Origin of the sequence: Halomonas sp. 11-S5 (assembly GCF_029889825.1) — a bacterium.
Classification (GTDB): Bacteria; Pseudomonadota; Gammaproteobacteria; order Pseudomonadales; family Halomonadaceae; genus Halomonas.
Map to the genome: position 1 here is coordinate 160,567 of NZ_JARANW010000003.1, position 12,834 is coordinate 173,400.

The window sequence follows — 12,834 nt, forward strand, 5'->3', positions numbered from 1 at the left end:
GGCTAAAGGATCATCGGCATCTCTTTCTTTTCAATGAAAAACAATGGGTTGATGGGCATGGGCGCCGGCCGGGCTTCGGCGGGGGTTGGCAAGGTTAATCAACGACGTTATGTTGAGCAAAGCATAACAATCATCATGCGTGTTCCGAGGAGACCGCCATGCGCACTCGACCCCTGGTAGGCGTGATCGCCTGTCGGCGCGAGGTGGAAGGCCACCCCGCGCACATGGTCACCGACAAGTACCTCTCCGCCCTGCGCGACTATGGTCTGGCGCCGGTGATCCTGCCGGTGTGGGAGGACGCCGTGGAGAGCGAGCTGTTGGCGTCGCTGGACGGCCTGCTGCTCACCGGCAGCTACACCAACGTGGAGCCGCAGCGTTACGGGGCCGAACGTGCCCCGGAGAACACCCGGGATGACCCCCATCGCGATGCCGCGGCGCTGGGCTGGATTCCCGCTGCCCTGGACCTGGGGCTGCCGCTGCTGGGCATCTGTCGCGGCTTCCAGGAGCTCAACGTGGCCTTCGGCGGCACCCTTCACCAGGCGGTGCAGCGGGTGCCGGGCATGCTTGACCATCGTGAGCCGGAAGGCGACCGCGAGGCGAAGTATGCCCCGAGCCACGACATCACCCTGGTGCCCGGCGGACGGCTCGCCGCGCTCTACCCCGAGCCGCTGTCCCGCGTCAATTCGCTGCACCAGCAGGGCATCGCCGAGCTGGGGCCGGGGCTCGTCGCCGAGGCCCTGGCCCCGGACGGGCTTGTCGAAGCGGTATCGGTCGCCGGTGCCCCTGGCTTCGCCCTGGCGGTGCAGTGGCACCCCGAGTGGAGGCCCTGCGAGCACCCGCTCTACGACGCCCTTTTCCGGGCCTTCGCCGCGGCCTGCGACGTCCATCGCGGTGCCCGCAATCCGTCACCCGCCGTCGATGCCTGAGGCCGTCGTCCCGACCCGGAGAGCCAGCATGCCGCATTCGCTTCAAGCACTGGATCGTGCCCACCACCTGCACCCCTTCACCGACTTCAAGGCACTGGGCGAGGAGGGTAGCCGCGTGATCGAGCGCGCCGAGGGGGTCTACATTCATGACGCCGAGGGCAACCGGATTCTCGACGGCATGGCCGGCCTGTGGTGCGTCAACCTCGGCTACGGACGCGAGGAGCTGGTAATGGCCGCCACCGAGCAGATGCGCCAGCTGCCCTTCTACAATACCTTCTTCAAGACCACGCACCCGCCGGCGGTGAAGCTGGCCGAGAAGCTTTGTGCGCTGGCACCCTCGCACCTCAACCACGTCTTTTTCACCGGCTCCGGCTCCGAGGCCAACGACACCGTGTTGCGCATGGTGCGCCGTTACTGGGCACTCAAGGGCAAGCCGGAGAAGCAGTGGGTGATCGGCCGCGAGAACGGCTACCACGGCTCCACCGTAGCCGGCCTGAGTCTGGGCGGCATGGCGCCGATGCACGACCAGGGTGGCCCCTGCGTGCCGGGCATCACCCATGTCCGCCAACCCTACTGGTTTGGCGAAGGGCGGCTTGGAGAGGGCCGCAATCAGGATCCCGAGGCCTTCGGCCGTGAGTGCGCAGTGGCCCTGGAGGCGAAGATACAGGAGTTGGGGGAAGATCGGGTGGCGGCATTTATCGCCGAGCCGGTGCAGGGCGCCGGCGGTGCCATCATGCCACCGGCGAGCTACTGGCCCGCCGTCAAGGCGGTCCTGGCACGATACGACATCCTGCTGGTGGTCGATGAGGTGATCTGCGGCTTCGGTCGCCTCGGCGAGTGGTTCGGCAGCGTCCACTTTGATCTCGCCCCCGACCTGATGCCCATCGCCAAGGGGCTTTCCTCCGGCTACCTGCCGATCGGCGGGGTGCTGGTCGGCGATCGGGTCGCCGACACACTGATCGAGGAGGGCGGCGAGTTCTTCCACGGCTTTACCTACTCGGGTCACCCGGTATGTGCCGCGGTGGCGCTGAAGAACCTGGAGATCATGGAGGCCGAGGGCGTGGTCGAGCGGGTGCGCGACGAGCTGGGGCCCTACCTGGCGCGTCGCTGGGCCACGCTCGCCGACCATCCGCTGGTCGGCGAGGCCCGCTCGCTGGGGCTGATGGGGGCCCTGGAGCTCATCGACCCCGCCAGCGGCGAGCGCTTCGACAAGGCCCTCGCCGCCGGCAACCGGTGCCGCGACATCAGCTTCCGCCGTGGCCTGGTGATGCGCTCGGTGGGTGATACGATGATCATCGCCCCGCCCCTGGTGATCACCCGCGAGCAGATCGATGACCTGGTAACCCTGGCCCGCGAGGCGCTGGACGAGACCGCCCGGTGCCTGGCGGCGAGGGTCGCCGACGAACCGCATACCGAGGAGAGACCCGCATGAGCCGTCCCGAACCCCCCAAGACGCTGGCCGACTGGCAGGCCCTGGCCGCCGGCCTGCCCCTCGAGTCGCGTGCCTTCATCGACGACGCCTTCGTCGCGGCTGCCAGCGGCGAGACCTTCGAGACCCTCAACCCGGCCACCGGCGAACGCCTGGCCCGGGTCGCCAGCTGCGACGCCGCCGACGCCGAGATCGCCGTGGGCCATGCCCGGGCGGCCTTCACCCGTGGCGACTGGTCGCGCCTGGCGCCGGGGCGGCGCAAGAAGGTGCTGCTGCGCCTGGCCGACCTGATGGAGGCCAACAAGCACGAGCTGGCGCTGCTCGACACCCTGGACATGGGCAAGCCGGTGAATAGCTCGCTGGGCGACATGGCGGGGGCCATCGGCTGCCTGCGCTACCAGGCGGAGTGCATCGACAAGCTCTACGGCGAGGTGGCCCCCACCGGCGAGGAGACCCTGGCGCTGGTGCTGCGCGAGCCGCTGGGGGTGGTGGCCTCCATCGTGCCCTGGAACTTCCCGCTGATGATGACCGCCTGGAAGATCGCCCCGGCGCTGGCCGCCGGCAACAGCGTCATCCTCAAGCCCTCGGAGAAGTCGCCGCTCTCGGCGTTGCGCCTGGCCCAGCTGGCCCAGGAGGCGGGCCTGCCCCGCGGGGTCTTCCAGGTGCTGCCGGGCTTCGGTCACACCGTCGGCAAGGCGCTGGCGCTCTCCATGCAGGTCGACTGCCTGGCCTTCACCGGCTCCACCGGGGTCGGCAAGCAGCTGATGCAGTACGCCGGCCAGTCGAACCTCAAGAAGGTGTTCCTGGAGTGCGGCGGCAAGAGCCCGAACCTCGTCTTCGCCGACTGCAAGGACCTGGACGGGGTGGCCCAGCACGCCGCCGAGGCGATCTTCCACAACCAGGGCGAGGTGTGCATCGCCGGTTCCCGCCTGCTGGTGGAGAACTCGATCCGCGAGGCCTTCGTCGAGAAGGTGCTGGCCGCCGCCGAGGGGATGCAGCCCGGCGACCCGCTCGACCCGGAGAGCTTCATGGGGGCGATCGTCGACGAGACCCAGCATCGGCGCGTCATGGACTACATCCGCCGCGGGGTGGAGGAGGGCGCCCGGCTGCGCACCGGGGGCCAGGCGCTGGAGGGGAAGGGGCTGTTCATCTCGCCGACGGTGTTCGATGGCGTGACCCCGGCGATGGCCATCGGCCGCGAGGAGGTCTTCGGGCCGGTGCTCTCGGTGTTCGGCTTCGACAGCGAGGAGGAGGCCGTCGCCATGGCCAACGACAGCGACTTCGGCCTGGCCGCGGGCCTGTGGAGCCAGGACATCGACCGCATCATGCGCGTGACGCGGCGGCTGGCCTCCGGCCAGGTGTTTGTCAACAACTGGGCCGGTGGTGACCAGACGGTCCCCTTCGGCGGGGTCAAGCAGTCAGGCAATGGCCGGGACAAGTCCCACCACAGCCTGGAGGAATACTCCGAGCTCAAGATGGTATGGATGTCGCTTTCGACCTGATGAAAACGCTCTCGGTATTCGATACCACAAGGCCGGCGCCAGGGCGCCGGCCTTGTGGTTTTCGTGTACGAAAATTTATAAGTGTACAACTATTGCATCGCTTTATGCCGGCGAGACGCGTAGCCTGTCGGGACATTCCCGGCAGGAGCCGCCGCCATGTTCGGACTCTTCAAGAGCGATCCCTCCAAGAAGCTGCAGAAGACCTACGAGCGCAAGCTCGAGCAGGCCATGCTGGCCGCCCGAAACGGCGACATGCGCGCCAACGCCTCGCTGACCGAGGAGGCGGAGGCGCTACGCGAGGAGATAGAGAAGCTGAAGGGCGCCTGAGGCGGCGGGTCAGAAGGTCCGCGCCGGGGTGGCGCAGCTGACCAGCCGGCAGGGCTCGCGGCCGGGATTGCGGAAGCGGTGGGGGACGTTGGTGTCGAAGTAGTAGGCCTCGCCGACCGTGAGCAGACGCGTCTCGGCGCCGATGGTGATCTCGATTTCGCCCTCCAGTACCACGCCGGCCTCCTCGCCCTGGTGGGCGATCATCTCGCGGCCGGTGTCGGCGTCGGGCGGGTAGGTCTCGATCATGAAGGCCAGGGCGCGGCTGGCGCGGTTGGCGCCTACCAGCTTGTAGATGACATCACCCGAGCCCACGTCGGCCAGCTCGTCGGCCGAATAGAACACCTGGTTGCGACTCTCCAGGTCCATGGTGAAGAAGTCCCCGACGCTCATCGGAATGGCGTCGAGGATCTTCTTCAGCGAGCTGACCGAGGGGCTCACCTTGCCCTGCTCGATCAGCGACAGGCTGGAGTGGGTGACGCCGCAGCGCTTGGCCAGCTCGCGCTGGGAGATGCCCTTCAGGGTGCGCAGGGCACGCAGGCGCGCGCCGACATCGTCTGCCATGGGTCGTCCTTTGAAATCGGGGGGCGGGCGCGAGGCCCGCCCCGATGCTCAGCACAGGGCGTCGAGCTTTTCCTTGAGCAGGCCGTTGACCTGCTGGGGATTGGCGGTGCCCCGGGAGGCCTTCATCACCTGGCCGACGAAGTAGCCGATCATCTTGCCACGCTTGTCGGGTTCGGCATCCCGGTATTGCGCCACCTGGGCAGGGCTGTCGGCGATCACCCGGTCGATCATCGCCTCGATGGCGCCGGTGTCGGTGACCTGCTTGAGTCCCTTGGCCTCGATCACCTCGTCGGCGGATTGGCCCTCGCCGTTCCACAGCGCCTGGAAGACCTGCTTGGCGGCCTTGCCGTTGATGGTGTCATCCATCACCCGACTGACCAGCTCGCCGAGCTGGGTCGCCGAGACCGGGCTGTCCTGGATCGGCAGGCCCTCGCGGTTCAGCGCGCCGGAGAGCTCGCCCTGGACCCAGTTGGCGGCCAGCTTGGCATCGCCGCAGACCTCCTTGACCGCCTCGAAGTACTCGGCCATCTCGCGGCTCGCCGAGAGCACCCCGGCGTCATAGGCGGAGAGCCCCAGCGCCGCCTGGAAGCGGGCGCGCTTGTCGGCGGGCAGCTCCGGCAGGTGGTCGCGCAGGTGGTCGACATAGGCTCGATCGAGCACCACCGGCAGCAGGTCGGGGCAGGGGAAGTAGCGGTAGTCGTTGGCCTGCTCCTTGGTGCGCATGCTGCGGGTCTCGTCGCGCTCCGGGTCGAACAGGCGGGTCTCCTGGACCACCTCGCCGCCGTCCTCGAGCAGCTCGATCTGGCGCTCCACCTCGAAGGCGATGGCGCGCTCGACGAAGCGGAAGGAGTTGACGTTCTTGACCTCGGCGCGGGTGCCGAAGCTCGCCTGGCCCCGCGGGCGGACCGAGACATTGACGTCGCAGCGCATCGAGCCCTCGGCCATGTTGCCGTCCGAGATGCCCAGGTAGGTGACGATCGAATGGATCGCCTTGAGGTAGGCCGCGGCCTCCTTCGCCGAGCGCAGGTCCGGCTCGGAGACGATCTCCAGCAGCGGGGTGCCGGCGCGGTTCAGATCGATGCCGGTCATGCCGTGACCCCTGCCGTTGGCAAAGGGATCGTGGAGCGACTTGCCGGCATCCTCCTCCAGATGGGCATGGTGCACGCGGATGCGCCGGGTCTCGCCGTCCTCCAGGGTGATCTCCACCTCGCCGGGACCGACGATGGGGTGATACATCTGGCTGGTCTGGTAGCCCTTGGGCAGGTCCGGGTAGAAGTAGTTCTTGCGGTCGAACACCGAGACCTCGGGGATCTCGGCGTGGATCCCCAGCCCGAACTGCACGGCCATGGCCACCGCGGCCTCGTTGAGCACCGGCAGCACGCCGGGCAGGCCCAGGTCCACGGCGCAGGCCTGGCTGTTGGGGGCGGCGCCGAAGGCGGTGGGGGCGCCGGAGAAGATCTTCGACTGGGTGGCGAGCTGGACGTGGACCTCCAGCCCGATCACGGTTTCCCATTGCATCAGAGGGTCTCCTCGGCAAGCGCGGGGCGACGCAGGTGCCAGTCGGTGGCCTGCTGGAACTGGTGGGCGACGTTGAGCAGCCGCGCCTCGGCGAAGTGGGTGCCCAGTATCTGGAGCCCCACGGGGCGGCCGCCGGAAAAGCCGGCCGGCACGCTGATGCCGGGGATGCCCGCCAGGTTGATGGCGATGGTGTAGATGTCCTGCAGGTACATCGAGACCGGGTCCTTGTTGGCGCCCAGGTCGAAGGCCGGGGTCGGCGAGGCCGGGCCCATCAGCACGTCGACCTCGTCGAAGGCATCCAGGAAGTCCTGGCGGATCAGCCGGCGGACCTGCTGGGCCTTCTTGTAATAGGCGTCGAAGAAGCCTTCGGAGAGGGTGTGGGTGCCCATCAGGATGCGCCGCTTGACCTCCTCGCCGAAGCCTTCGGCCCGCGAGCGCTTGTAGAGGTCGGTCAGGTCGGCGGGGGCGTCGCAGCGGTGGCCGAAGCGCACGCCGTCATAGCGCGCCAGGTTGGACGAGGCCTCCGCCGGGGCGATGACGTAGTAGGCCGGGATGGCGTAGTGGGTGTGCGGCAGGCTGACCTCGCGCACCGTGGCCCCCAGCGACTCGTAGACGCGGATCGCCTCGCGCACGGCGCCCTCCACCGCGGGGTCGAGGCCGTCGCCGAAGTATTCCCGGGGCAGGCCGATCTTCAGCCCGGCCAGGGGCGCGTCGAGCTCCTCGGTGTAGTCGGGCACGCCGCGGGCCACGCTGGTGGAATCGCGCGGGTCATGGCCGGCGATGGCACCGAGCAGGCGGGCGCAGTCCTCGGCGCTGCGTGCCATGGGGCCGGCCTGGTCGAGGCTCGAGGCGTAGGCGATGATGCCGTAGCGCGAGACCCGTCCGTAGGTGGGCTTGAGGCCGGTGATGCCGCAGAAGGCGGCCGGCTGGCGGATCGAGCCGCCGGTGTCGGTGCCCATGGCGGCGGGTACCAGGCCCGCGGCCACGGCGGCGGCGCTGCCCCCGGAGCTGCCGCCCGGCACGGCGTCCCGGTCCCAGGGGTTCTGCACTGGCCCGAAGAAGCTGTTCTCGTTGGAGGAGCCCATGGCGAACTCGTCCATGTTGGTCTTGCCCAGGCTCACGGTGCCGGCGGCCTTGAGCTTCTCGACCACGGTGGCGTCGTAGGGGGCGACGAAGTTGTCGAGCATCTTCGACCCGGCACTGGTCTTGACGCCCGCGGTGCAGAAGATGTCCTTGAGCGCCAGGGGGACGCCGGTCAGCGGGCCGGCCTCGCCGGCGGCGCGGGCGGCATCGGCACGGTCGGCGGTTGCCAGGGCCTGCTCGGCGGTCACGGTGATAAAGCTGTTGAGGCCGCCGTCGAGGTGGTCGATGCGCGCGAGCAGCGCCTGGGTGAGCTCGCGGCTGGAGAACTCGCCGGTCGCGAGGCCGGTGGCGAGTTCCGTCAGAGTCTTGTCATGCATGGGCCCTGGGCTCCGTGATGGCTTGCCGGAAACGGATGGGAGTGGCACGGGTCATTCGACGACCCGCGGGACCAGGTAGAGGCCCTGCTCCACCGCCGGGGCGCAGCGCTGGAAGCGGTCGCGCTGGTCGGTCTCGGTGACCTCGTCGGCGCGCAGCCGCTGGGTGGTCTCCAGGGGGTGGGCCAGCGGTGCGACCCCCTCGGTGTCCAGGGTCTGGAGCTGGTCGACCATCGCCAGGATGCGGCCCAGGTCGTCCAGGTAGTGGGCGGCCTCGTGATCGTCCAGGCCGAGCCGGGCCAGGTGGGCGGCCCTGAGAACGTCTGCGTGTTCAAGCGCCATGATCGGATGTCCTCGACAGGGAGTGGAATCTGGGAAATGACCGCAGAAGGTATCACATCCGCCGCCTCGCTGGCAGGTCCGGGAATGCCGCGCGCCGCGGGACTTTGCTTGCTGCCGGGGGGCCGCGGTGATACCGTTTGCGTCCGCACAGGGTTCCCGGACTGCACTAGGTAACGACTCCATGTTCAAACGCTTGAGGGGGCTGTTTTCCAGCGATCTGTCGATCGACCTGGGGACGGCCAATACGCTGATCTATGTCCGCGGTCGCGGCATTGTGCTCGATGAGCCATCGGTCGTGGCGATTCGCCAGTCCGGCAACATGCGCAGCGTGGCCGCGGTGGGGGCCGATGCCAAGCGCATGCTGGGTCGCACCCCCGGTAACATCACCGCCATCCGCCCGATGAAGGACGGTGTGATCGCCGATTTCACCGTCACCGAGCAGATGCTACAGTACTTCATCCGCAAGGTTCACCAGAGCACCTTCCTGACGCCGAGCCCCCGCGTGCTGGTCTGTGTGCCCTGCATGTCGACCCAGGTCGAACGCCGTGCCATCAAGGAGTCCGCCGAGGGCGCCGGCGCCCGCGAGGTGTTCCTGATCGAGGAGCCCATGGCGGCCGCCATCGGTGCCGGCCTGCCAGTAGATGAGGCCCAGGGCTCGATGGTTGTCGACATCGGCGGCGGCACCAGCGAGATCGCCATCATCTCGCTCAACGGCGTGGTCTACTCGGAATCCATCCGCGTCGGCGGTGACCGCTTCGACGAAGCGATCACTGCCTACGTGCGCCGCCACTACGGCAGCCTGATCGGCGAGGCCACCGCCGAGCGGATCAAGGAAGAGATCGGCTGCGCCTATCCGGGCGGCGAGCTGCGCGAGATCGACGTGCGCGGCCGCAACCTGGCCGAGGGGATCCCGCGCAGCTTCACGCTCAACTCCCACGAGATCCTCGACGCCCTCCAGGAGACCCTGGGCTCCATCGTCGCTGCGGTGAAGAGTGCCCTCGAACAGTCGCCACCGGAGCTCGCCTCCGACATCGCCGAACGCGGCCTGGTGCTGACCGGCGGCGGGGCGCTGCTGCGCGATCTCGACAAGCTGATCGCCGAGGAGACCGGACTGCCGGTGATCGTCGCCGAGGACCCGCTGACCTGCGTGGCCCGGGGCGGTGGCAAGGCCCTGGAGATGATCGACCAGCACACCTTCGAGTTGCTGTCCAGCGATTGACCCGGGGGGACGCCCTATCAAGCCGCTGTTCTCGCATGGACCGCTGCCGGGCTATCGCATGCTGTTGTGCGTGATCCTGGCGTCGGCGCTGATGTTCGTCGACACGCGCTTCACCCGTATGGAGCCCGTGCGGACCCAGCTCTCGACCCTGGTGGCGCCCGTTCAGTGGCTGGTCAGCCTGCCCAGCGATGTCCTCAACTGGGCCGCGCTGGCACTCTCCGACCAGCGCGCCCTGGTGGACGAGAACCGTCGCCTGCGCAAGCAGATCCTGACGCTGTCGCATCGGGTGCAGCGCATGGCGAGCCTCACCGCCGAGAACGTGCGGCTGCGGGAACTGCTCGCGGCCACCCGCCTGCGCGACATGCCCTACATCACCGCCGAGCTGCTGTCGCTCGACCCCGACCCCTTCACCCACCAGATGGTCATCGACCGTGGCCGCCGAGACGGTGTCTACGTCGGCCAGCCGGTGCTGGATGCCTCGGGGCTGGTCGGCCAGATCACCGCCACCTCGGCCTATTCCAGCCGGGTACTGCTGCTGGCCGATGCCAGCCATGCCCTGCCGGTGCAGATCAATCGCAACGGGCTGCGCTTCATCCTCCAGGGGGCGGGTAGCTACGATGCCCTCAACGTCATGCATGTGCCTGACACCGCCGACATCCGCGAGGGCGACCTGCTGACCACCTCGGGGCTGGGCGAGCGCTTCCCGCCGGGCTACCCGGTGGCCAGGGTCTCGGCGGTGGTCCATGACCCGGGCGAGCCCTTCGCCCGGGTCACCGCCGCGCCGGTGGCACAGCTGCAGCGCTCACGGCACTTTCTGCTGCTGTTTCCGCCCGCGCCGCCCGCCGCCCCCCCCGAGGGCGAACTGGCTGCCCCGGCCCTCGAGGCGGCCCGTCGCACCGGCACGGCGGCGGCCGACGAGGAGACGCCCTGATGGCCACATTCCCGCCCGCCAACCTGCTGTGGATCTGGGTGACCCTGCTGCTGGCCCTGTGCCTGCAGGTGATGCCGCTGGCCGATGGCTGGCAGGTGTGGCGCCCCGACTGGCTGGGGCTGATGCTGATCTACTGGTGCATGCGCGAGCCGCTGCGGGTCGGCGTCTTCCACGGCTTCGTGCTGGGCCTTCTGGTGGATCTCATCGAGGGCGCGCCGCTGGGACAGAATGCCCTGCTGCTGTCGCTGCTGGCCTTCCTCTGCGCGCTGGTCTATGCGCGCTTCCGGGCCTATTCGCTGGTCCAGCAGGCGGTGCTGATCTTCGTGCTGCTGGGCATGGTCCAGCTGGCCGAACAGTGGCTCAGGGCCCTGTTCGGGCCCTTCTCGATGCACCTCTCCTTCCTGCTCTCCGCGCTGATCGGGGCCGTGCTCTGGCCCTGGTTTACCACCCTGTTCGTGGCGCTGGGCCGCCGCCTCGCCGGCAACTGACCCTCATGCCCCCCGCTCCGGAGCTGCCATGACCCCCGACACCGTGCTGTGCCTGGCCTCGGCCTCGCCGCGTCGTCGCGACCTGCTCGCTTCGATCGGCGTGGTGGTGGAGGTGCGCCCCGTGGACATCGACGAGACCCCGAGATCCGGCGAGGCGGCGCACGACTATGTGCTCCGCCTGGCCCGGGAGAAGGCGCTGGCCGGTGCCCGCCTCTCCGCGCACCCCGCCCTGGGCTCGGATACCGCCGTGGTGTGCGACGGCGCGATCCTCGGCAAGCCGGCGGGGCGCGAGCAGGCCGCGGCCATGCTGCGGGGGCTATCCGGTCGTGCCCACGAGGTACTCACCGGCGTGGCGGTCACTGGCCCCGCCGGGCTGCTGACGGCCTGCGTGACCACCCGCGTCTTCATGCGCGCGATCACCGCCGCCGAGCTTACCGCCTACTGGGCCACCGGGGAGCCGGCGGACAAGGCCGGCGGCTATGCCATCCAGGGCCTGGCCGCGGTGTTCGTCGAGCACATCGAGGGCAGCCACTCGGCGGTGGTGGGGCTGCCGCTCTTCGAGACCGCCGAGCTGCTGGCCCGGCAGGGCGTGCCGCTCTGGAACGGGGCTCTCCCGAGCGGGCCTATGTCATAATGGCGGCAGACTTTTCTGGACAAGGATTTCCGCATGAGCGGTGAAGTACTCATCAACCTGACGCCGATGGAAACCCGTGTCGCCGTGGTGGAGAACGGCGTGCTGCAGGAGGCCTTCATCGAGCGGGCCCGACGCCGTGGCATCGTCGGCAACATCTACAAGGGCAAGGTGGTACGCGTGCTGCCGGGCATGCAGGCCGCCTTCGTCGACATCGGCCTGGACCGTGCCGCCTTCATTCATGCCCACGAGGTGATGCCTTCCGGCACCCCGGCCGACGAGCAGGTCTCCATCGCGGCGCTGCTGCATGAGGGCCAGGCCCTGGTGGTGCAGGTGACCAAGGACCCGATCGGCTCCAAGGGGGCGCGGCTGACCACCCATCTCTCGGTGCCCTCGCGCTACCTGGTCTACATGCCCGATTCGCCCCACCACGGGGTCTCCCAGCGCATCGAGGACGAGATGGAGCGCGAGCGCCTGCGCGGCCTGGTCGAGGCGGCCGGCACCGAGCAGCAGCTGGAGGTGACCGGCGGCTTCATCGTGCGCACCGCCGCCGAGGGCGTCGGCGTCGAGGAACTCGCCGCCGACATGCACTTCCTGCTGCGTCTGTGGCGGCGGGTCAGCGAGCGCAAGGTGACCGCGCCGGCCCCCGGTGTGGTCTACGACGACCTCCCCCTGTTCATGCGCACCCTGCGCGACGTCATGCGCGACGATATCGAGAAGGTGCGCATCGACTCCCGGGAAAATTACGTCAAGCTGATCGAGTTTGCCGAGGAGTTCATGCCTGCGGCGGTGGAGCGTATCGAGCACTATGCCGGCGAGCGGCCGATCTTCGACCTGTTCAGCGTCGAGGACGAGATCCAGAAGGCGCTGGGGCGCAAGGTGCAGCTCAAGTCGGGCGGGTATCTGGTCATCGACCCCACCGAGGCGATGACCACCATCGACGTCAACACCGGCGGCTACGTGGGCCATCGCAACCTCGAGGAGACGATCTTCAAGACCAACCTCGAGGCCGCCACCGCGATCGCCCGCCAGCTGCGGCTGCGCAACCTCGGCGGCATCATCATCATCGACTTCATCGACATGGATGACACCGAGCATCAGCGTCAGGTGCTGCGCATGCTCGAGAAGTCGCTGGAGCGCGATCACGCCAAGACCAAGTGTACCGGCGTCACCGAGCTGGGCCTCGTCCAGCTGACCCGCAAGCGCACCCGGGAGAGCCTGGAGCAGACGCTGTGCGAGCCCTGTCCGACCTGTGCGGGCCGCGGCACGCTCAAGACCCCGGAGTCGGTCTGCTACGAGGTCTTCCGCGAGATCCTGCGCGAGGACCGGGCCTACAGTGCCGAGACCTATGCCGTGCTGGCCTCCCAGGCGGTGGTGGATCGCCTGCTCGACGAGGAGTCCGCCGCGGTGGCCGATCTGGAAGAGTTCATTGGCAAGCCGATCCGCTTCCAGGTGGAGATCCACTACTCCCAGGAGCAGTACGACATCGTGCTGATGTGAGCC

The 12,834-nt window shown here is 68.7% G+C and carries 13 protein-coding genes; 9 read left to right on the forward strand and 4 right to left on the reverse strand.

Annotated features, from left to right (window positions below; translation table 11 throughout):
• Positions 1-158 precede the first annotated feature (158 nt).
• From OP497_RS03785 to OP497_RS03800, 4 genes are all read left to right on the forward strand, one after another.
• Positions 159-926 (forward strand): gamma-glutamyl-gamma-aminobutyrate hydrolase family protein, encoded by a 768-nt coding sequence (locus OP497_RS03785; protein ID WP_280546633.1) that lies wholly within the window; start codon positions 159-161, stop codon positions 924-926.
• A gap of 28 nt (positions 927-954) precedes the next feature.
• Positions 955-2,358 carry an aspartate aminotransferase family protein gene (locus OP497_RS03790; protein ID WP_280546635.1) on the forward strand — a complete coding sequence of 468 codons (1,404 nt, stop codon included), beginning with the start codon at positions 955-957 and terminating at the stop codon, positions 2,356-2,358.
• A complete protein-coding gene (locus tag OP497_RS03795) occupies positions 2,355-3,857 on the forward strand; it encodes an aldehyde dehydrogenase (protein WP_280546636.1) in 1,503 nt (500 codons plus the stop codon). The genes OP497_RS03790 and OP497_RS03795 overlap by 4 nt, the downstream gene beginning before the upstream one ends.
• A 156-nt stretch (positions 3,858-4,013) precedes the next feature.
• Positions 4,014-4,184, forward strand: coding sequence for a DUF6435 family protein (locus tag OP497_RS03800; RefSeq protein WP_280546637.1), 171 nt, complete (start codon positions 4,014-4,016; stop codon positions 4,182-4,184).
• A gap of 9 nt (positions 4,185-4,193) precedes the next feature.
• On the opposite strand, the gene OP497_RS03805 is transcribed toward OP497_RS03800, so the two are convergent.
• From OP497_RS03805 to gatC, 4 genes are read right to left on the reverse strand one after another with little or no spacing between them, the layout of a single operon-like run.
• On the reverse strand, positions 4,194-4,745 hold the full coding sequence (locus tag OP497_RS03805; protein ID WP_280546639.1) for a cupin domain-containing protein: 552 nt from the start codon (positions 4,743-4,745) through the stop codon (positions 4,194-4,196).
• A gap of 48 nt (positions 4,746-4,793) precedes the next feature.
• The gene (gene gatB, locus OP497_RS03810; RefSeq protein WP_280546640.1) at positions 4,794-6,263 is read right to left on the reverse strand and encodes an Asp-tRNA(Asn)/Glu-tRNA(Gln) amidotransferase subunit GatB; all 1,470 of its coding nucleotides are present in this window, start codon (positions 6,261-6,263) and stop codon (positions 4,794-4,796) included.
• Positions 6,263-7,723, reverse strand: a complete 1,461-nt coding sequence (gatA, locus tag OP497_RS03815) for an Asp-tRNA(Asn)/Glu-tRNA(Gln) amidotransferase subunit GatA (RefSeq protein ID WP_280546642.1) — start codon at positions 7,721-7,723, stop codon at positions 6,263-6,265. The genes gatB and gatA overlap by 1 nt, the downstream gene beginning before the upstream one ends.
• A gap of 51 nt (positions 7,724-7,774) precedes the next feature.
• Complete coding sequence (gene gatC, locus OP497_RS03820; RefSeq protein WP_280546645.1) at positions 7,775-8,062, reverse strand: Asp-tRNA(Asn)/Glu-tRNA(Gln) amidotransferase subunit GatC; 288 nt, start codon at positions 8,060-8,062, stop codon at positions 7,775-7,777.
• 181 nt (positions 8,063-8,243) lie between these two features.
• Here gatC and OP497_RS03825 point away from each other — a divergent pair, with 181 nt between their 5' ends.
• Genes OP497_RS03825 through rng form a run of 5 tightly spaced genes read left to right on the forward strand, consistent with a single transcriptional unit; the run spans position 8,244 to position 12,831 of the window.
• The gene (locus OP497_RS03825; protein WP_280546646.1) at positions 8,244-9,281 is read left to right on the forward strand and encodes a rod shape-determining protein; all 1,038 of its coding nucleotides are present in this window, start codon (positions 8,244-8,246) and stop codon (positions 9,279-9,281) included.
• Positions 9,282-9,297: 16 nt separating this feature from the next.
• Positions 9,298-10,212, forward strand: a complete 915-nt coding sequence (mreC, locus tag OP497_RS03830) for a rod shape-determining protein MreC (RefSeq protein WP_280546767.1) — start codon at positions 9,298-9,300, stop codon at positions 10,210-10,212.
• The gene (mreD, locus tag OP497_RS03835) at positions 10,212-10,700 is read left to right on the forward strand and encodes a rod shape-determining protein MreD (RefSeq protein WP_280546647.1); all 489 of its coding nucleotides are present in this window, start codon (positions 10,212-10,214) and stop codon (positions 10,698-10,700) included. The genes mreC and mreD overlap by 1 nt, the downstream gene beginning before the upstream one ends.
• Positions 10,701-10,728: 28 nt before the next feature.
• Complete coding sequence (locus OP497_RS03840) at positions 10,729-11,334, forward strand: Maf family protein (RefSeq protein ID WP_280546648.1); 606 nt, start codon at positions 10,729-10,731, stop codon at positions 11,332-11,334.
• 33 nt (positions 11,335-11,367) lie between these two features.
• Positions 11,368-12,831 carry a ribonuclease G gene (gene rng, locus OP497_RS03845; RefSeq protein ID WP_280546650.1) on the forward strand — a complete coding sequence of 488 codons (1,464 nt, stop codon included), beginning with the start codon at positions 11,368-11,370 and terminating at the stop codon, positions 12,829-12,831.
• The last annotated feature ends 3 nt before the right edge of the window (positions 12,832-12,834 follow it).

Coding starts and splice junctions, on each gene's coding strand:
- mreD (WP_280546647.1), top strand. CDS start 10,212: ATGGCCACATTCCCGCCCGCCAACCTGCTGTGGATCTGGGTGACCCTG.
- gatB (WP_280546640.1), bottom strand. CDS start 6,263: ATGCAATGGGAAACCGTGATCGGGCTGGAGGTCCACGTCCAGCTCGCC.
- gatC (WP_280546645.1), bottom strand. CDS start 8,062: ATGGCGCTTGAACACGCAGACGTTCTCAGGGCCGCCCACCTGGCCCGG.
- OP497_RS03795 (WP_280546636.1), top strand. CDS start 2,355: ATGAGCCGTCCCGAACCCCCCAAGACGCTGGCCGACTGGCAGGCCCTG.
- OP497_RS03805 (WP_280546639.1), bottom strand. CDS start 4,745: ATGGCAGACGATGTCGGCGCGCGCCTGCGTGCCCTGCGCACCCTGAAG.
- gatA (WP_280546642.1), bottom strand. CDS start 7,723: ATGCATGACAAGACTCTGACGGAACTCGCCACCGGCCTCGCGACCGGC.
- OP497_RS03790 (WP_280546635.1), top strand. CDS start 955: ATGCCGCATTCGCTTCAAGCACTGGATCGTGCCCACCACCTGCACCCC.
- OP497_RS03785 (WP_280546633.1), top strand. CDS start 159: ATGCGCACTCGACCCCTGGTAGGCGTGATCGCCTGTCGGCGCGAGGTG.
- OP497_RS03840 (WP_280546648.1), top strand. CDS start 10,729: ATGACCCCCGACACCGTGCTGTGCCTGGCCTCGGCCTCGCCGCGTCGT.
- OP497_RS03825 (WP_280546646.1), top strand. CDS start 8,244: ATGTTCAAACGCTTGAGGGGGCTGTTTTCCAGCGATCTGTCGATCGAC.
- OP497_RS03800 (WP_280546637.1), top strand. CDS start 4,014: ATGTTCGGACTCTTCAAGAGCGATCCCTCCAAGAAGCTGCAGAAGACC.
- rng (WP_280546650.1), top strand. CDS start 11,368: ATGAGCGGTGAAGTACTCATCAACCTGACGCCGATGGAAACCCGTGTC.